23 protein-coding genes are annotated in these 18,211 nt (G+C 66.1%); all 23 read right to left on the reverse strand.

The annotated features are described in order from the left end of the window. Positions 1 to 372 carry a 50S ribosomal protein L18 gene (gene rplR / locus H9641_RS04465; RefSeq protein WP_056653792.1) on the reverse strand — a complete coding sequence of 124 codons (372 nt, stop codon included), beginning with the start codon at positions 370 to 372 and terminating at the stop codon, positions 1 to 3. A 2-nt stretch (positions 373 to 374) separates the two neighbouring features. Further along, positions 375 to 911, reverse strand: a complete 537-nt coding sequence (rplF, locus tag H9641_RS04470) for a 50S ribosomal protein L6 (protein ID WP_056653788.1) — start codon at positions 909 to 911, stop codon at positions 375 to 377. Between the two features lie 20 nt (positions 912 to 931). Further along, a complete protein-coding gene (gene rpsH, locus H9641_RS04475; protein ID WP_030151928.1) occupies positions 932 to 1,330 on the reverse strand; it encodes a 30S ribosomal protein S8 in 399 nt (132 codons plus the stop codon). 76 nt (positions 1,331 to 1,406) lie between these two features. Further along, positions 1,407 to 1,592 carry a type Z 30S ribosomal protein S14 gene (locus H9641_RS04480; RefSeq protein ID WP_012867931.1) on the reverse strand — a complete coding sequence of 62 codons (186 nt, stop codon included), beginning with the start codon at positions 1,590 to 1,592 and terminating at the stop codon, positions 1,407 to 1,409. A 1-nt stretch (position 1,593) separates the two neighbouring features. Continuing rightward, complete coding sequence (gene rplE, locus H9641_RS04485) at positions 1,594 to 2,166, reverse strand: 50S ribosomal protein L5 (protein WP_056653785.1); 573 nt, start codon at positions 2,164 to 2,166, stop codon at positions 1,594 to 1,596. After that, positions 2,166 to 2,507 (reverse strand): 50S ribosomal protein L24, encoded by a 342-nt coding sequence (gene rplX / locus H9641_RS04490; RefSeq protein ID WP_056653782.1) that lies wholly within the window; start codon positions 2,505 to 2,507, stop codon positions 2,166 to 2,168. The genes rplE and rplX overlap by 1 nt, the downstream gene beginning before the upstream one ends. Positions 2,508 to 2,509: 2 nt before the next feature. Then, the gene (gene rplN / locus H9641_RS04495) at positions 2,510 to 2,878 is read right to left on the reverse strand and encodes a 50S ribosomal protein L14 (RefSeq protein ID WP_056653778.1); all 369 of its coding nucleotides are present in this window, start codon (positions 2,876 to 2,878) and stop codon (positions 2,510 to 2,512) included. A 205-nt stretch (positions 2,879 to 3,083) separates the two neighbouring features. After that, positions 3,084 to 3,386, reverse strand: a complete 303-nt coding sequence (gene rpsQ / locus H9641_RS04500; protein WP_056653775.1) for a 30S ribosomal protein S17 — start codon at positions 3,384 to 3,386, stop codon at positions 3,084 to 3,086. Positions 3,387 to 3,393: 7 nt separating this feature from the next. Then, positions 3,394 to 3,633, reverse strand: coding sequence for a 50S ribosomal protein L29 (gene rpmC / locus H9641_RS04505; RefSeq protein WP_056653772.1), 240 nt, complete (start codon positions 3,631 to 3,633; stop codon positions 3,394 to 3,396). Beyond that, positions 3,633 to 4,052 (reverse strand): 50S ribosomal protein L16, encoded by a 420-nt coding sequence (gene rplP / locus H9641_RS04510; protein ID WP_191801409.1) that lies wholly within the window; start codon positions 4,050 to 4,052, stop codon positions 3,633 to 3,635. The genes rpmC and rplP overlap by 1 nt, the downstream gene beginning before the upstream one ends. 2 nt (positions 4,053 to 4,054) lie before the next feature. After that, the gene (gene rpsC / locus H9641_RS04515; RefSeq protein WP_030151934.1) at positions 4,055 to 4,897 is read right to left on the reverse strand and encodes a 30S ribosomal protein S3; all 843 of its coding nucleotides are present in this window, start codon (positions 4,895 to 4,897) and stop codon (positions 4,055 to 4,057) included. Next, a complete protein-coding gene (gene rplV, locus H9641_RS04520) occupies positions 4,897 to 5,268 on the reverse strand; it encodes a 50S ribosomal protein L22 (protein ID WP_030151935.1) in 372 nt (123 codons plus the stop codon). The genes rpsC and rplV overlap by 1 nt, the downstream gene beginning before the upstream one ends. Positions 5,269 to 5,338: 70 nt before the next feature. Further along, positions 5,339 to 5,620 carry a 30S ribosomal protein S19 gene (rpsS, locus tag H9641_RS04525; protein ID WP_012867940.1) on the reverse strand — a complete coding sequence of 94 codons (282 nt, stop codon included), beginning with the start codon at positions 5,618 to 5,620 and terminating at the stop codon, positions 5,339 to 5,341. A gap of 14 nt (positions 5,621 to 5,634) precedes the next feature. Then, positions 5,635 to 6,471, reverse strand: coding sequence for a 50S ribosomal protein L2 (gene rplB, locus H9641_RS04530; RefSeq protein WP_056653766.1), 837 nt, complete (start codon positions 6,469 to 6,471; stop codon positions 5,635 to 5,637). A 33-nt stretch (positions 6,472 to 6,504) separates the two neighbouring features. Further along, positions 6,505 to 6,807 (reverse strand): 50S ribosomal protein L23, encoded by a 303-nt coding sequence (gene rplW / locus H9641_RS04535; protein WP_056653763.1) that lies wholly within the window; start codon positions 6,805 to 6,807, stop codon positions 6,505 to 6,507. After that, on the reverse strand, positions 6,804 to 7,505 hold the full coding sequence (rplD, locus tag H9641_RS04540) for a 50S ribosomal protein L4 (protein ID WP_056653761.1): 702 nt from the start codon (positions 7,503 to 7,505) through the stop codon (positions 6,804 to 6,806). Before rplD ends, rplW begins: the two co-directional genes overlap by 4 nt. Before the next feature lie 5 nt (positions 7,506 to 7,510). After that, the gene (rplC, locus tag H9641_RS04545) at positions 7,511 to 8,173 is read right to left on the reverse strand and encodes a 50S ribosomal protein L3 (RefSeq protein WP_191801411.1); all 663 of its coding nucleotides are present in this window, start codon (positions 8,171 to 8,173) and stop codon (positions 7,511 to 7,513) included. A gap of 14 nt (positions 8,174 to 8,187) precedes the next feature. Then, positions 8,188 to 8,496, reverse strand: coding sequence for a 30S ribosomal protein S10 (rpsJ, locus tag H9641_RS04550; RefSeq protein WP_012867945.1), 309 nt, complete (start codon positions 8,494 to 8,496; stop codon positions 8,188 to 8,190). 1,004 nt (positions 8,497 to 9,500) lie between these two features. Beyond that, a complete protein-coding gene (gene tuf / locus H9641_RS04555) occupies positions 9,501 to 10,691 on the reverse strand; it encodes an elongation factor Tu (RefSeq protein WP_056653755.1) in 1,191 nt (396 codons plus the stop codon). A gap of 118 nt (positions 10,692 to 10,809) precedes the next feature. After that, positions 10,810 to 12,915: an elongation factor G gene (fusA, locus tag H9641_RS04560; protein ID WP_191801413.1), complete on the reverse strand. Its 2,106-nt coding sequence runs from the start codon at positions 12,913 to 12,915 to the stop codon at positions 10,810 to 10,812. Between the two features lie 109 nt (positions 12,916 to 13,024). Continuing rightward, entirely contained in the window at positions 13,025 to 13,495 is a 471-nt protein-coding gene (gene rpsG, locus H9641_RS04565) for a 30S ribosomal protein S7 (protein ID WP_191801416.1), read from the reverse strand. After that, the gene (gene rpsL / locus H9641_RS04570) at positions 13,495 to 13,869 is read right to left on the reverse strand and encodes a 30S ribosomal protein S12 (protein ID WP_021479869.1); all 375 of its coding nucleotides are present in this window, start codon (positions 13,867 to 13,869) and stop codon (positions 13,495 to 13,497) included. Before rpsL ends, rpsG begins: the two co-directional genes overlap by 1 nt. 367 nt (positions 13,870 to 14,236) lie before the next feature. Beyond that, a complete protein-coding gene (locus H9641_RS04575; protein ID WP_191801419.1) occupies positions 14,237 to 18,106 on the reverse strand; it encodes a DNA-directed RNA polymerase subunit beta' in 3,870 nt (1,289 codons plus the stop codon). Positions 18,107 to 18,211: the final 105 nt, after the last annotated feature.

Here is an 18,211-nt window from a genome sequence, read left to right on the forward strand (position 1 = left end):
TCACAGGGACAGACCGCCTTCGCGGGCCCCGTCGGCGACTGCAGCCACCCGGCCGTGGTACTTGTTGCCACCGCGGTCGAAGACGACCGAGTCGACGCCAGCGGCCTTGGCACGCTCTGCGACGAGCTCGCCGACCTTGCGGGCCTTCGCGCTCTTGTCGCCCTCGAGCGACCGCAGGTCGCCCTCGATGGTCGAAGCGGAAGCAACGGTCTGGCCGATCGTGTCGTCCACGATCTGCGCCGTGATGTGGCGCGCGGAGCGCGTCACCACGAGGCGGGGACGAGCAGCCGTGCCGGCAATCTTCTTGCGCAGGCGGAGGTGGCGGCGCTTGCGCGAGACCGCCTTGCCCTTGCCGAGAACCTTGAGAGCCATCGTTACTTACCAGCCTTTCCGACCTTGCGGCGGACGACCTCGCCGGCGTACCGCACACCCTTGCCCTTGTACGGCTCGGGCTTGCGGATCTTGCGGATGTTCGCAGCGACCTCGCCGACCTGCTGCTTGTCGATGCCCGCGACCGAGAACTTGGTCGGGGACTCGACAGCGAAGGTGATACCAGCGGGCGCGGACACCACGACGGGGTGGCTGAAGCCCAGAGCGAACTCCAGGTCAGTGCCCTTCGCGGTCACGCGGTAACCGGTACCGACGATCTCGAGCTTCTTCTCGTAGCCCTCGGTGACACCAGTCACCAGGTTCGCGAGAAGCGTGCGGGTCAGGCCGTGCAGAGCGCGAGATGAACGCTCTTCGTTGGGGCGCGTCACCACGAGGGTGGAGGCGTCCTGGGAGACCTCGATGGGGGCGGGGATGGTGTGCTCCAAGGAACCCTTCGGGCCCTTGACCGTCACCAGTGCGCCGCTGATCGTGACATCCACTCCGGCGGGAACCGGAACGGGGATCTTGCCGATACGAGACATGGCGTATCTCTCCTTTCCGATTACCAGACGTAGGCGAGGACTTCTCCGCCCACGCCCTTCTTGGCTGCCTGACGGTCGGTCAGGAGGCCGGAGGACGTGGACAGGATCGCCACGCCGAGGCCACCGAGAACCTTGGGCAGGTTGGTCGACTTCGCGTACACACGCAGGCCGGGCTTCGACACGCGGCGCACGCCAGCAAGGGAGCGCTCACGGTTCGGGCCGAACTTCAGCTGGATCGTGAGGTACTTGCCCACGGGGGCGTCCTCGACGGTCCAGCCGGAGATGTAGCCCTCGGCCTGCAGGATCTCAGCAATGTGCGACTTCAGCTTCGAGAACGGCATCTGAACCGTCTCGTGGTAAGCCGAGTTCGCGTTACGCAGACGGGTCAGCATGTCTGCGATCGGGTCGGTCATCGTCATTGGGCTTCAGCCCTTCCTCGCCGGGGTATCTGGCCGGTTCCCCGTGGGGAACCGTGCCAGACCTACGACGTAGTTGTTACCAGCTGCTCTTGGTGACGCCGGGAAGCTCGCCACGGTGTGCCATCTCGCGAACGCAGATACGGCACAGGCCGAACTTGCGGTACACGGAGTGCGGGCGACCGCACTTCTGGCAGCGAGTGTAGGCGCGAACCGCGAACTTAGGCTTTGCGGCTGCCTTGTTGACCAGGGCCTTCTTCGCCATATCAGTTCTGCTCCTTGAAGGGGAAGCCGAGACGGCGCAGCAGAGAGCGGCCCTCGTCATCGGTCGTCGCCGTCGTCACGATCGTGATGTCCATACCGCGGACGCGATCGATCTTGTCCTGGTCGATCTCGTGGAACATCGACTGCTCCGTAAGACCGAAGGTGTAGTTGCCGTGTCCGTCGAACTGCTTGGGCGACAGGCCGCGGAAGTCGCGGATACGCGGCAGTGCGATGGACAGCAGGCGGTCGAGGAACTCCCACATGCGCTCGCCGCGCAGCGTGACGTGCGCGCCGATCGGCATGCCCTCACGCAGCTTGAACTGAGCGATGGACTTGCGGGCCTTGGTGACCTGCGGCTTCTGGCCGGTGATGGCCGAGAGGTCGCGGATGGCACCTTCGATGAGCTTCGAGTCCTTGGCCGCGTCGCCGACACCCATGTTGACGACGATCTTCGTCAGTCGTGCAACCTGGTTGACGTTCTCGTGGCCGAACTCCTCGAGGAGCCCGGCGACGATCTCGTCGCGGTAGCGCTGCTTGAGACGCGCGATCTCCGGGGCTTGCAGTTCAGTGCTCATCAGATGTCCTTACCGGAACGCTTGGCGACGCGCACGCGGACGTTACGCGTACGGCCGTCACGCTCGACCTCTTCGGTGCGGTACCCGACGCGGGTGCCCTTCTTGGTCTCCGGGTCGACGACCATCACGTTGCTCACGTGGATCGGCGCCTCGACGACCTCGATGCCACCGGTACGCGTCCCGCGCTGGGACTGACCCACCTTGGTGTGCTTCGTGACGCGGTTGATGCCCTCGACGATCACGCGGTCGGAGTCCGTGAGGACCTCGAGCACGCGACCCTGCTGGGTACGGTCCTTGCCAGAGATGACGACCACCAGGTCGCCCTTCTTGATCTTCGCCATGTTCAGAGCACCTCCGGAGCCAGCGAGATGATCTTCATGAACCGCTTGTCACGCAGCTCGCGGCCCACGGGGCCGAAGATGCGCGTGCCACGAGGCTCGCCGTCGTTCTTGAGGATCACGGCCGCGTTCTCGTCAAACTTGATGTAGGAACCGTCCGGACGACGACGCTCCTTGGCGGTGCGGACGATGACCGCCTTCACGACATCGCCCTTCTTCACGTTGCCGCCGGGGATAGCGTCCTTGACGGTTGCGACGATGACGTCGCCGATTCCGGCGTAGCGACGGCCCGAACCACCGAGAACACGGATGCAGAGAATCTCCTTGGCACCCGTGTTGTCGGCGACGCGAAGTCGCGACTCCTGCTGGATCATTTAGTGAACTCCTGTCGTCGAGCCGGTTCTCGCTGAGCGAGCCTTGCCGAACGGATAGCTGTCAGTGCCGGGTCCCTTGCGGGTGAACCGGCCAGGTGCGGCGGGGTCCCGCCGCCCTGTCTACTGGTTGCCGCACCTTGGTGCGGCCCGAGACCGGTCGTGACGGACGGGACCCCCGCCCGTCACGACCTGGTAGGCGCAGGGCCTACTTGGCCTTCTCGAGGATCTCCACCAGGCGCCACCGCTTGGTCGCGGACAGCGGGCGGGTCTCCATGATAAGGACGAGGTCACCGACGCCGGCAGCATTCTGCTCGTCGTGGACCTTGACCTTGCTCGTGCGCCGGATGACCTTGCCGTAGAGCGGGTGCTTGACCCGGTCCTCGACCTCGATCACGACGGTCTTGTCCATCTTGTCGCTCACCACGTAGCCGCGCCGCGTCTTGCGGTTGGCGCGCTGGTCAGCGGCCGTCTCGGTCACCGGTGCGGCGTTCGTTGCGTTCTCGCTCATTCCAGCCTCACTCACTCACGCTCGGTGCGGTACGGATACCGAGCTCGCGCTCGCGCAGGATCGTGTAGATCCGAGCGATGTCGCGACGCACGGCCTTCAGGCGACCGTGGCTCTCCAGCTGACCGGTGGCCGACTGGAAACGGAGGTTGAAAAGCTCCTCCTTGGCCTTCTTCAGCTCGGCGACGAGCTTCTCGTCATCGAACGTGTCCAGCTCGCTCGAACCCAGTTCCTTGGTTCCGATAGCCATCAGTTGCCACCACCCTCGCGCACCACGAAACGGCACTTCATCGGGAGCTTGTGGATCGCGCGGCGCATGGCCTCGCGAGCCAGGGGCTCCGGTACACCGGCCAGCTCGAAGATGATACGGCCGGGCTTGACGTTGGCGATCCACCACTCGGGCGAACCCTTACCAGAACCCATGCGGGTCTCCGCCGGCTTCTTGGTCAGCGGGCGGTCCGGATAGATGTTGATCCAGACCTTTCCGCCTCGCTTGATGTGGCGGGTCATCGCGATACGAGCAGCCTCGATCTGGCGGTTCGTGACGTACGCAGGCTCGAGAGCCTGGATGCCGAACTCGCCGAACGCGATCTGGTTGCCACCCTTCGAGGCGCCGGAGCGCGAGGGGTGGTGCTGCTTGCGGTGCTTCAGCCTGCGCGGGATAAGCATGCTCAGGCCTCCGTTCCGGACTCAGGAGCCTTCTCGGCGACAGGTGCCTCCGCCCCTGCAGCTGCAGGTGCCTCGGACTGTGCCGGACGCTCGTTGCGACGACCAGCACCGCGACGGTCTCCACCACGGTCAGGACGGTCGCCACCGCGGGGGCCACCACGGCCCTGGCGGGGAGCGGCGGTCGCCTGCTGCGCAGCGAACTCCTTCTCGGTCATGTCGCCCTTGTAGATCCACACCTTGACGCCGATACGGCCGAAGGTGGTGCGGGCCTCGAAGAAGCCGTAGTCGATGTTCGCGCGGAGCGTGTGCAGCGGCACACGGCCTTCGCGGTAGAACTCCGAGCGGCTCATCTCGGCGCCGCCGAGACGACCCGAGCACTGGACACGGATGCCCTTAGCGCCGGCGCGCTGCGCGGACTGCATGCCCTTGCGCATCGCACGACGGAAGGACACGCGGCTCGCGAGCTGCTCCGCGATCCCCTGGGCCACGAGCTGAGCATCGATCTCAGCGTTCTTGACCTCGAGGATGTTGAGCTGGACCTGCTTGCCCGTGAGCTTCTCGAGCTCGCCGCGGATGCGGTCTGCCTCTGCGCCACGGCGGCCGATGACGATGCCCGGACGTGCGGTGTGGATGTCCACACGAACACGGTCGCGGGTGCGCTCGATCTCGACCTTGGAGATGCCGGCACGCTCGAGGCCGGTGGCCATGAGCTTGCGGATCTGGACGTCCTCACGGACGTAGTCGCGGTACCGCTGTCCGGGCTTGGTGCTGTCGGCGAACCAACGCGACCGGTGGTCGGTGGTGATGCCGAGGCGGTACCCGTGCGGGTGAACCTTCTGTCCCACTATCGGGCCCTTCCCTTCGTGTCTTCGCGCGGAACGAGAACCACGGTGATGTGGCTCGTCCGCTTGAGGATCTGGCTCGCGCGCCCCTGAGCGCGAGGCCGGAACCGCTTGAGGGTCGGGCCCTCGTCCACGAACGCCTGGGCAACGACGAGCTCCTGCTCGTCGAATGCCACGCTCGCGCGGTCGGCCTTCACCCGTGCGTTCGCGATCGCGCTCTCCACGACCTTGCGGATGGGCTCACTCGCGGCCTGCGGTGCGAACTTCAGCACCGCGACGGCCTCGGTGGCCTGCTTGCCACGGATGAGGTCCACGACGCGCCGGGCCTTCTGGGGCGTGACACGGACGAACCGCGCCTGCGCCTTGGCTTCCATTGCTGTCCTGCCTTCTTGTCTCGTCATGACGTTCGGAGTCGCCGTCTCTTGATCTGCGTCTGCACGCAGATCAGCGACGACGGCCCTTCTTGTCGTCCTTCACGTGGCCGCGGAAGGTCCGGGTGGGTGCGAACTCGCCGAGCTTGTGGCCAACCATCGACTCGGTGACGAACACCGGAGTGTGCTTGCGTCCGTCGTGCACGGCAAAAGTGTGACCGAGGAAGTCGGGCGTGATGACCGACCGACGGGACCAGGTCTTGATGACGTTCTTGGTCCCCTTCTCGTTCTGGACGTCCACCTTCTTCTGAAGGTGTCCATCGACGAAGGGGCCCTTCTTCAGGCTGCGTGGCATCTGTCAGGCTCCTATCAGCGCTTCTTGCCGGTACGGCGACGACGCACGATCAGCTTGTCGCTCGGCTTGTTGGGACGGCGGGTACGACCTTCGGCCTGGCCCCAGGGGCTGACCGGGTGACGTCCACCGGAGGTCTTGCCTTCACCACCACCGTGAGGGTGGTCGATCGGGTTCATGGCGACACCACGGACGGAGGGGCGCTTGCCCTTCCAACGCATACGGCCGGCCTTGCCCCAGTTGATGTTCGACTGCTCGGCGTTGCCCACCTCGCCGACCGTGGCGCGGCAGCGCAGGTCGACGTTGCGGATCTCACCGGACGGCATACGCAGCTGGGCGTAGGGGCCGTCCTTGGCGACGAGCTGCACGGAGGCACCAGCCGAACGGGCGATCTTCGCGCCGCCACCGGGCTTGAGCTCGATGGCGTGGATGACCGTACCGGTCGGGATGTTGCGCAACGGCAGGTTGTTGCCGGGCTTGATGTCGGCGCCGGCGCCGTTCTCGATGACGTCGCCCTGCTTCAGCTTGTTCGGCGCGATGATGTAGCGCTTCTCGCCGTCCGCGTAGTGCAGGAGCGCGATGCGTGCCGTGCGGTTGGGGTCGTACTCGATGTGAGCGACCTTCGCGGGCACGCCGTCCTTGTCGTGACGACGGAAGTCGATGACTCGGTATGCGCGCTTGTGGCCACCACCCTTGTGACGGGTGGTGATGCGACCGGTGCTGTTGCGGCCACCGCTCTTGGTGAGCGGACGGACCAGCGACTTCTCCGGCTGCGAGCGCGTGATCTCGACGAAGTCGGCAACGCTCGAGCCGCGGCGGCCGGGCGTCGTCGGCTTGTACTTACGGATTCCCATGGGGATCTGTCCTCAATCTGCTCTCGTCCGGCCTCAGCCGACCGGCCCGCCGAAGATGTCGATCGTGCCCTCGCGGAGGGTGATGATCGCACGCTTGGTGTCCTTGCGCTTGCCCAGTCCGAAACGCGTCCGCCGGGTCTTGCCCTTGCGGTTGATCGTGTTCACGGAGGCAACCTTGACCGAGAAGATCTGCTCGACAGCGATCTTGATCTCGGTCTTGTTGGCCCGCGGGTCCACGAGGAAGGTGTACTTACCCTCGTCGAGGAGCCCGTAGCTCTTCTCGGAGACCACCGGCGCGAGCAGGATGTCGCGGGGGTCCTTCGTCACGGCGGTCACTTCGCGGCCTCCTCGGCCTCGTCAGCTGCTTCCGACTCGGACGCGACGGCCTTGACCGACGAGCCCGTGGCGGGTCCGGCGAGGAACGCAGCGAGTGCGCCCTCGGTGAAGACCACGTCGTCGGAGACCAGCACGTCGTAGGTGTTCAGCTGGTCTGCGACCAGGAGGTGCACCTGCTCCGCGTTGCGGAGGGACTTGCTCGTCAGCTCGTCGCCGCGCTCCAGCACCACGAGCACGTGCTTGCGGGGAGAGAGGTTGGCGAGCGAGGAGATCGCGGCCTTGGTCGACGGCTGGCCGTCGATCCCGAAGCCGGACACGACGTGGACACGGCCTGCACGAGCCCGGTCGGAGAGGGCGCCGCGCAGGGCAGCAGCCTTCATCTTCTTGGGGGTGCGCTGGCTGTAGTCGCGCGGCGTCGGGCCGTGAACGACCCCACCGCCGGCGAACTGAGGCGCACGGGTCGAACCCTGACGGGCGCGGCCGGTGCCCTTCTGCTTGTACGGCTTGCGTCCACCACCGCGGACCTCGCCGCGGCTCTTGGTGTCGTGCGTGCCCTGACGGGCTGCAGCGAGCTGCGCGACGACAACCTGGTGGATCAGCGGGACGTTCGTCTGGACGTCGAACACCTCGGCGGGAAGCTCGGCGGTGCCGGCCTTCTTGCCCGTGGCGTCGAGGACGTCAACAGTGAGAGCTGCCATGAGTGTCATGCTCCCTTCACGGCGCTACGCACGAGGACGACGCCGCCCTTGGGGCCGGGCACTGCGCCCTTGACGAGCAGCAGACCCTTCTCTGCGTCGACCGCGTGGACGGTCAGGTTCTGCGTGGTCTGCTGGTCGAAACCCATGCGACCAGCCATGCGCACGCCCTTGAAGACTCGACCCGGGGTCGAGGCCCCACCGATCGAACCAGGCTTGCGGTGGTTACGGTGTGCACCGTGGGAGGCCGGGGCGCCGTGGAAGCCGTGACGCTTCATGACACCGGCCGTGCCCTTGCCCTTGGTGGTGCCCTGGACGTCGACCTTCGCGCCGGCCGTGAAGACCTCCGCGGTGATCTCCTGGCCGAGGGTGTACTCACCGGCGTTGGTCGTGCGGACCTCGGTCACGTGACGGCGCGGCGTGACGCCGGCCTTCTCGAAGTGACCCTTGAGGGGCTTCGTGACCTTGCGCGGGTCGATCTGGCCTGCAGCCAGCTGGACCGCGCTGTAGCCGTCGACCTCTTCGGTACGGACCTGGGTCACGACGTTCGTGCCCACGGCAACGACCGTGACGGGAACCAGGCGACCGGCCTCGTCCCAGAGCTGGGTCATGCCGAGCTTCGTACCGAGCACGGCCGTGACGGGCCGCTCGTTCTGCTGGGGGGTAGTCATGTTGTCCTCCCGCCTCAGAGCTTGATCTCGATGTTCACGTCCGCAGGCAGGTCGAGACGCATGAGCGAGTCGACGGCCTTCGGAGTGGGATCGATGATGTCGATAAGCCGCTTGTGCGTGCGCATCTCGAAGTGCTCGCGGCTGTCCTTGTACTTGTGAGGCGACCGGATGACGCAGAAGACGTTCTTCTCCGTCGGCAGCGGCACCGGGCCCACGACCGTTGCACCAGCGCGGGTGACAGTGTCGACGATCTTGCGCGCCGAGCTGTCAATCACCTCGTGGTCGTAGGACTTGAGCCGGATGCGGATCTTCTGTCCCGCCATGGCGTCGTCTGACTCTCTCTCTCGAACCGCTAGCTGTCCGACCCACGCGCTCGGGCGTGTCGCGTATCGCGACCTACCCAGCGCACGCACCGAGGAACGGTGCAGGGCCGTTGGATATGTGAACCGCTCACGCATCGGGCCAACTTCTGGCGCCCGACGGCGTCACAGCCGTTCACAACGTTGTCGAGCCTGTGCAGAACCTGAGCTCCGCGGGGTCCTCGATCCGTATCGACAGAGAGTTCAACCCGCGGCAACCCCGGAATACCGAGGTCCGCATGCTTAGCGGTTCAACACACTGTTCGACACATGAAAGAGCGCACCCGTAACAGGCAACCTGAACAGTCTGCCACAGGAACTCGTGGAAGACCAATCGTTGCGCGTGTGACTCTGCCCTCAGAGGGACTGTCCCCACGCTCCGACCGACACGCTCACGCGCAGTGCGGGCTTGTCGGTACTTCTAGGGTAACCGCCAGATCGGACCTCGCAGGACGAAGTGACGGCCTTCACACCGACGGCCGGCTCCCCCGGAGAGCCCCGTACCCGACCGCACGCTCCTCACCTGCATCGATGCAGGTCGGCCACGCCCCGTCCGGAATCGAGATCGGTGCGAGATCACCGCACCGGGCCCTGTCGGCCTGCCCTCTTCGCCCTCGAGTCGAGTCTCGCACGATCTGACGCGACCCCGGCCCGGAGTCGAATCCTCACCCGGAGTCACGCGCTGCCCGCTCCCCCGCGACCGGCCGTGCACCGGCCACGACCAGCTCGTCGGACCGCACGACGTCCGACGGCCGTCACGGCGGCGAGCAGCTGCGGCACCTGGGCCGCCCCGGCGTCAGCCCACGGTGACGACGACGTCGGGGCTCGCCTCGAGAGTCCGTGTCGGGCGTCCGGGGACGACGAAGGGCCCGGGTACCTTGCGGTACCCGGGCCCTTCGTTCAATCCTTCCCGGCTGCCCTGAGCGTGAGGCTCAGGACCGGCCGGAGTGGATCAGGTGGTCAGAAGATCACTTGATGATCTTCGTGACACGGCCCGAACCGACCGTACGGCCGCCCTCACGGATGGCGAAGCCGAGGCCCTCCTCCATGGCGATCGGCTGGATCAGCGCGACCGTCATCTCGGTGTTGTCACCAGGCATGACCATCTCGGTGCCCTCGGGCAGCGTGATGACGCCGGTGACGTCCGTGGTGCGGAAGTAGAACTGCGGGCGGTAGTTCGAGTAGAACGGGTTGTGACGCCCACCCTCGTCCTTGCCCAGGATGTAGACCTGAGCCTCGAAGTCGGTGTGCGGGGTGATCGAACCCGGCTTGACGACGACCTGGCCGCGCTCGACGTCCTCGCGCTTGATGCCGCGGAGCAGCAGACCGGTGTTGTCGCCGGCCTGAGCCTCGTCCATCTGCTTGTGGAACGTCTCGATACCCGTGACCGTGGTCTTCTGCGGGTTGCGGATGCCGACGATCTCGACCTCGGAGTTGACCGCGAGGGTACCGCGCTCGACCTTGCCGGTGACGACGGTGCCACGACCGGTGATCGTGAAGACGTCCTCGACAGGCATGAGGAAGGGCTTGTCGAGCTCACGGACGGGCTCGGGGACGTTCTCGTCCACGGCCTCCATGAGCGCCTCGACGGACTTGACCCACTCGGGGTCGCCCTCGAGAGCCTTCAGACCGGAGACGCGGACCACGGGGGCCTCGTCGCCGTCGAAGCCCTGCGACGAGAGGAGCTCACGCACCTCCATCTCGACGAGCTCGAGGATTTCCTCGTCCTCGACCATGTCGGACTTGTTCAGCGCGACCAGCAGGTAGGGGACACCCACCTGGCGGGCGAGCAGCACGTGCTCACGCGTCTGAGCCATGGGGCCGTCGGTCGCCGCGACCACGAGGATCGCGCCGTCCATCTGAGCGGCACCGGTGATCATGTTCTTGATGTAGTCGGCGTGCCCGGGAGCGTCGACGTGAGCGTAGTGACGCTTCTCCGTCTCGTACTCGATGTGCGCGATGTTGATCGTGATACCGCGCTGCTTCTCTTCCGGAGCCTTGTCGATCTCGTCGAACTTGAACTCGGGGTTCACGTCCGGGTACTTGTCGTGCAGCACCTTGGAGATCGCTGCCGTCAGGGTCGTCTTACCGTGGTCGACGTGACCGATGGTGCCGACATTGACGTGCGGCTTGGTCCGCTCGAACTTGGCCTTCGCCACTGGGGTCCTCCTGGGACTTGGGTAGTTGTGCCGAACGATGCAGATGCACAAGACATCTGCGGGGCGTGCGGGTCGCTACAGGTTGATGGTTGTTACAGGGTCTTCGACCTGTGGGGACTCACTCGCCCCGGGTCTTCTTGATGATCTCTTCGGCAACGTTCCGAGGGACCTCGGCATAGCTGTCGAATGACATCGAGTACACAGCACGACCCTGGGTCTTGGACCGCAGGTCGCCGATGTACCCGAACATCTCGGACAACGGTACTTGAGCACGGATGACCTTGACACCCGTCGCGTCCTCCATGGACTGGATCATGCCGCGACGAGAGTTGAGGTCACCGATCACGTCGCCCATGTACTCCTCGGGCGTACGCACCTCGACCGCCATGACCGGCTCCAGCAGAACCGGGTCCGCCCGCTTGACGCCCTCCTTGAGGACCATCGAGCCGGCAATCTTGAATGCCATCTCCGAGGAGTCGACATCATGGTACGCGCCGTCGATGAGCGTAGCCTTCACGCCCACGAGCGGGAAGCCGGCGAGGACACCCAGCTGGAGGGCGGCCTGGATACCGGCGTCGACCGACGGGATGTACTCACGCGGGATGCGACCACCGGTGACGGCGTTCTTGAACTCGTAGAGCTCGCCGCCGTCGGTCAGGTCGAGAGGCTCGAAGGTGACCTGCACCTTGGCGAACTGACCCGAACCACCGGTCTGCTTCTTGTGCGTGTAGTCGATCTTCTCCGCCGCGCGGCGGATGGTCTCGCGGTACGCGACCTGCGGCTTGCCGACGTTCGCCTCGACGTTGAACTCACGACGCATACGGTCGACGAGGATGTCGAGGTGGAGCTCGCCCATGCCGCCGATGACGGTCTGGCCGGTCTCCTCGTCGAGCTTGACGCGGAAGGTCGGGTCCTCCTCGGCGAGCTTCTGGATGGCGACCGAGAGCTTCTCCTGGTCGGCCTTCGTCTTGGGCTCGATCGCCACGTCGATGACGGGCTCCGGGAAGGTCATCGACTCGAGGACGACGGGGTTCGCGATGTCACACAGGGTGTCACCGGTCGTCGTGTCCTTGAGGCCGATGAACGCGTAGATGTGGCCGGCGCTGCCGAGCTCGACCGCGTTCTCCTTGTTGGAGTGCATCTGGAAGATCTTGCCCAGACGCTCCTTCTTGCCCTTGGTCGCGTTGAGCACCTGGGTGCCCGGCGTGACCTGGCCGGAGTAGACGCGGACGTACGTCAGCTTGCCGAAGAACGGGTGCGAGGCGACCTTGAACGCCAGAGCCGCGAAGGGCTCCGTGGCGTCGGGGTGGCGCTCGACGACCTTCTCCTCGTCCTTGACGTCGTGGCCGTTGATGGCCGGGACGTCGAGGGGCGAGGGGAGGTAGTCGATGACCGCGTCGAGCATGGGCTGGACGCCCTTGTTCTTGAAAGCGGAGCCGCACAGGACGGGGAAGGCCTCGCCCGAGACGGTGAGCTTGCGGATCGCGGACTTGATCTCCGGGACCGTCAGCTCCTCACCGTTGAGGTACTTCTCGAGAAGCTCCTCGTCGGCCTCGGCGACGTTCTCGACGAGCTCGGCACGGTAGGTCTTGGCCTTCTCGAGGAGGTCCGCGGGGATCTCCTCGATCTCGTAGGCCTCGCCCATCTTGGTCTCGCCGCGCCAGACGAGCGCGCGCATCTCGAGCAGGTCGACGACGCCCGTGAAGTCGCTCTCCGAGCCGATCGGCAGCTGGATGACCAGCGGCTTGGCCTTGAGGCGGTTCACGATGGTGTCGACCGTGAAGTAGAAGTCCGCGCCGAGCTTGTCCATCTTGTTGACGAAGCAGATGCGCGGGACGTTGTACTTGTCGGCCTGGCGCCAGACGGTCTCGGACTGGGGCTCGACGCCCTCCTTGCCGTCGAAGACAGCAACAGCGCCGTCGAGCACGCGCAGGGAGCGCTCGACCTCGACCGTGAAGTCCACGTGGCCCGGGGTGTCGATGATGTTGATCTGGTTCTTGTTCCAGAAGCAGGTCACGGCGGCAGACGTGATCGTGATGCCGCGCTCCTTCTCCTGCTCCATCCAGTCGGTCGTCGACGCGCCGTCGTGCGTCTCACCGATCTTGTAGTTCACCCCGGTGTAGAACAGGATGCGCTCGGTGGTCGTGGTCTTACCGGCATCGATGTGGGCCATGATGCCGATGTTGCGGACCTTGTTCAGGTCGGTCAGCACGTCGTGTGCCACGGGTACTTCCCCTTTGTGTGGGTTGAGTCGGGGGCGATGCTTCGACCGAGAGGCCGGCTGGACCCGCCGACGGCCCCGGGGGGTGAACCCCCAGGGCCGGTCGGTCGGACTACCAGCGGTAGTGCGCGAAGGCCTTGTTGGACTCGGCCATCTTGTGCATGTCCTCGCGACGCTTGACCGCGGCACCGAGGCCGTTGCTCGCGTCGAGGATCTCGTTCATGAGGCGCTCGGTCATGGTCTTCTCGCGACGGGCGCGCGAGTAGTCCGTGAGCCAGCGCAGCGCGAGCGTCGTCGAACGCACGGGGCGCACCTCGACGGGGACCTGGTAGGTCGCGCCACCGACGCGGCGGGAGCGGACCTCGAGGGCCGGGCGCACGTTCTCGAGCGCACGCTTGAGGACGACGACGGGGTCGCCGTCGGTCTTCGCGCGGACACCCTCGAGGGCACCGTAGACGATCGCCTCGGCGGTCGACTTCTTGCCGTCCAGGAGGACCTTGTTGATGAGCTGCGTGACGACCGGGGAACCGTAGACAGGGTCGACGATGAGCGGGCGCTTCGGGGCGGGGCCCTTACGAGGCATTAGCTCTTCTCCTTCTTGGCGCCGTAGCGGCTGCGAGCCTGCTTGCGGTTCTTGACGCCCTGGGTGTCGAGTGCGCCACGGACGATCTTGTAGCGGACACCGGGGAGGTCCTTCACACGACCGCCACGGACGAGCACGATGGAGTGCTCCTGGAGGTTGTGGCCGACACCGGGGATGTACGCGGTGACCTCGACCTGCGAGGACAGCTTCACGCGTGCGACCTTGCGCAGTGCGGAGTTCGGCTTCTTGGGGGTGGTGGTGTACACACGCGTGCACACACCACGCCGCTGCGGGGAACCCTTGAGGGCGGGAGTCTTGGACTTCCCGACCTTCGAGGTCCGCCCCTTGCGGACGAGCTGCTGGATCGTAGGCACTACGTCTCCGTGTCTTCTCGAGCTGGACCGGGGCGAACCCCGGCGGTGGTCTACGGGCTGTGGGCGCCGACGGCAAACGGCACCTGCGACGCAGAGCGTCGCAATCGCCACGTACCACCGGCTCGATGGTCCGGGCCCCGAACCACGGATCATCCGAGGAACACAGGGACCGGAATGCTCGCGCACTCACATCGGCTCGCTGGAGAACACCACAGCAAGCCCGACGGCGCGGGCACGGTCATTCACGATACCTGCCGGTTGGCAGGTAGTCAAAGCGAGAGGGGGTGATCGCGGCGCGTCGAACGCGCCACGACCACCCCCTGTGCTACTCGTTCCCCCGCGGGGCGGGGGGGCCGCTGGGTCAGGATCAGCGGTAGTCGCCGAAGTCCAGGTCCTCGAGCGGGATCGCCTCGCCGGAGCCCATGCCGAGCCCCTGGAAGTCGATCTCGTCGTAGCCGAAGCTCGGGTAGAGCTCGGTCTTGGCCTGCTCGGTGGGCTCGACCTCGACGTTGCGGTAGCGGGGCAGACCCGTACCGGCCGGGATGAGCTTACCGAGGATGACGTTCTCCTTGAGGCCGAGGAGCGGGTCACGACGACCGCTCATCGCTGCCTCGGTGAGGACGCGTGTCGTCTCCTGGAAGGAGGCCGCCGAGAGCCACGAGTCCGTCGCGAGCGACGCCTTCGTGATGCCCATCAGCTCGGGACGGCCGGAGGCCGGCTGGCCACCCTCCGCCACCGCGCGACGGTTGAGGTCCTCGAAACGCCCACGCTCGGCCAGCTCGCCCGGGAGGAGCTGCGAGTCGCCCGAGTCCAGCACGGTCACGCGACGCAGCATCTGCCGCACGATGACCTCGATGTGCTTGTCGTGGATGTCCACGCCCTGGGAGCGGTAGACCTCCTGGACCTCGTCCACCAGGTGCTTCTGGGTGGCGCGGGGGCCGAGGATGCGCAGGACCTTCTTGGGGTCGACCGCACCCTGGACCAGCTGCGTGCCGACCTCGACGTGGTCGCCGTCGCTGACGAGGAGGCGCGAACGCTTCGTCACCGGGTAGGCGAGCTCTTCCGAGCCGTCGTCGGGGGTCAGGACGATGCGGCGCGTGCGCTCCGCCTCGTCGATCGTGATACGACCCGAGAACTCCGCGATGGGGCCCTCACCCTTCGGGGTACGTGCCTCGAAGAGCTCGGTCACACGGGGCAGACCCTGCGTGATGTCGTCCGCGGAGGCCACACCACCGGTGTGGAAGGTACGCATCGTCAGCTGGGTACCGGGCTCACCGATCGACTGGGCCGCGATGATGCCGACGGCCTCGCCGATGTCGACGAGCTTGCCGGTGGCCAGCGAACGGCCGTAGCACTTGGCGCACGTACCGACGCGGGACTCGCAGGTCAGGACCGAGCGGACCTTGACCGTGTCGATCCCGGCAGCGAGGAGAGCGTCGATGACCAGGTCACCGGCGTCCTCCCCTCCCTTGGCGATGAGGTTGCCGTCGGCGTCCTGCACGTCGGAGGCCAGCGTGCGGGAGTAGATGCTCGTCTCGACCTTGTCGTGACGGACCAGGCGGTCGCCGATCTTCTCCCCGACGGGCAGCGTCAGACCACGCTCGGTGCCGCAGTCCTCCTCACGGACGATGACGTCCTGCGACACGTCGACCAGACGACGGGTCAGGTAACCCGAGTCGGCCGTACGCAGAGCGGTGTCGGCGAGGCCCTTACGGGCACCGTGGGTCGCGATGAAGTACTCGAGGACCGAGAGGCCCTCACGGTAGTTGGACTTGATCGGGCGGGGGATGATCTCGCCCTTCGGGTTCGCCACGAGGCCGCGCATACCGGCGATCTGACGGACCTGCATCCAGTTACCACGAGCACCCGAGCCGACCATCGTGTAGACGGTGTTGCGCTCGGGGAAGCTCGCGCGCATCGCGGTGGCGACCTTGTCGGTGGCCTGGGTCCAGATCTCGATGAGCTCCTGACGGCGCTCGTCGTCGGTGATCAGACCACGCTCGTACTCCTGCTGGACCTTGAGCGCACGAGCCTCGTGCTCCTCCAGGATCGCGGCCTTCTCGCTCGGCGTCGCGACGTCGGAGATCGCGATGGTGACACCCGAACGGGTGGCCCAGCGGAAGCCGGCCTCCTTGAGAGCGTCGAGCGAGGCAGCGACCTCGACCTTGGGGTAGGTCTCGGCGAGCTCGTTGACGATCGTCGACAGCTTCTTCTTGTCGACGATCCCGTTGACGTAGCCGTAGCTGACGGGCAGCGTCTCGTTGAAGAGCGCGCGCCCGAGCGTCGTCCCGAAGACGAAGGGCTCGCCGGGGACGAAGCCCTCAGGGGCCTCTCCCTCGGCGAAGACGAGGCCGTCCATGCGGATGCTGACCTCGGCGTTCAGGTCCAGCGTCCCGCCGTCGAAGGCCATGATGGCCTCGGCGACGGAGCTGAACGCACGCCCTGCACCCTTGGCATCCTTCTTGTCGTTCGTCAGGTGGTACAGACCGATGATCATGTCCTGCGAGGGCATGGTCACCGGACGGCCGTCCGACGGCTTCAGGATGTTGTTGCTCGAGAGCATGAGGATGCGGGCCTCGGCCTGGGCCTCGGCCGACAGCGGCAGGTGCACGGCCATCTGGTCACCGTCGAAGTCCGCGTTGAACGCGGCACACACGAGCGGGTGCAGGTGGATGGCCTTGCCCTCGACCAGCTGGGGCTCGAACGCCTGGATGCCGAGACGGTGCAGCGTCGGTGCACGGTTGAGCAGCACCGGGTGCTCGGTGATGACCTCTTCGAGGACGTCCCACACGACCGGGCGCGCGCGCTCGACCATGCGCTTGGCGCTCTTGATGTTCTGCGCGTGGTTCAGGTCCACGAGGCGCTTCATCACGAACGGCTTGAAGAGCTCGAGGGCCATCTGCTTGGGCAGACCGCACTGGTGCAGCTTGAGCTGCGGGCCGACCACGATGACCGAACGGCCCGAGTAGTCGACACGCTTGCCGAGCAGGTTCTGACGGAATCGACCCTGCTTGCCCTTGAGCATGTCGGAGATCGACTTCAGCGGACGGTTGCCGGGGCCCGTGACCGGGCGACCACGACGGCCGTTGTCGAAGAGCGAGTCCACAGCTTCCTGCAGCATGCGCTTCTCGTTGTTGACGATGATCTCCGGGGCGCCCAGGTCGAGAAGACGCTTGAGGCGGTTGTTCCGGTTGATCACGCGGCGGTACAGGTCGTTCAGGTCCGAGGTCGCGAAGCGGCCACCGTCGAGCTGCACCATGGGGCGCAGGTCCGGCGGGATGACCGGGACGGCGTCCAGCACCATGCCCGTGGGCGAGTTCGTGGTCGTCAGGAACGCGTTGACGACCTTGAGGCGCTTGAGCGCACGGGTCTTCTTCTGGCCCTTGCCGGAGCGGATGATCTCGCGCAGGAGGTCAGCCTCGGCAGCCAGGTCGAAGTCCTGGAGACGCTTCTGGATCGCCGCGGCGCCCATCGAGCCCTCGAAGTAGTTGCCGTAGCGGTCCTGGAGGGCGCGGTACAGCATCTCGTCGCCCTCGAGGTCGGCGACCTTGAGGTTCTTGAAACGGTCCCAGACCTGGTCCAGGCGGTCGAGCTCGGCGTCGGAACGCTTGCGGATCGCCGCCATCTCGCGCTCGGCCGAGTCGCGGACCTTGCGGCGGGCGTCGGCGCGAGCGCCCTCGGCCTCGAGCGCGGCCAGGTCGGCCTCGAGCTTCTGGGCACGGGTGTTGATGTCGTTGTCGCGACGGTCCGTGATCTCCTTCTTCTCCAGGTCGATCTCGTTCTGGAGGTTGGGGAGGTCTTCCTGACGGCCCTCGACGTCGACCGACGTGATCATGTACGCGGCGAAGTAGATGACCTTCTCGAGGTCCTTCGGCGCGAGGTCGAGGAGGTAACCGAGGCGGGAGGGCACACCCTTGAAGAACCAGATGTGCGTGACAGGAGCGGCGAGCTCGATGTGGCCCATGCGCTCGCGGCGCACCTTCGAGCGCGTCACCTCGACGCCGCAGCGCTCGCAGATGATGCCCTTGAAGCGCACGCGCTTGTACTTGCCGCAGTAGCACTCCCAGTCACGGGTGGGACCGAAGATCTTCTCGCAGAAGAGCCCGTCCTTCTCCGGCTTGAGGGTGCGGTAGTTGATGGTCTCAGGCTTCTTGACCTCGCCGTGAGACCAGTCACGGATGTCGTCTGCCGTGGCCAGTCCGATACGCAGCTCGTCGAAGACATTGACGTCGAGCAAGGTGGTCCTACTTCCTTCGTCTGCCGGCCTGTCCGGGGTTCGTCCCGGCCGGCGCGGTGGAGGTGCTACAGAGTGTCGGGTGGCGGTGGGGCGGTCGTTCGTGAC

Source organism: Oerskovia merdavium (assembly GCF_014836755.1).
Classification (GTDB): domain Bacteria; phylum Actinomycetota; class Actinomycetes; order Actinomycetales; family Cellulomonadaceae; genus Oerskovia; species Oerskovia merdavium.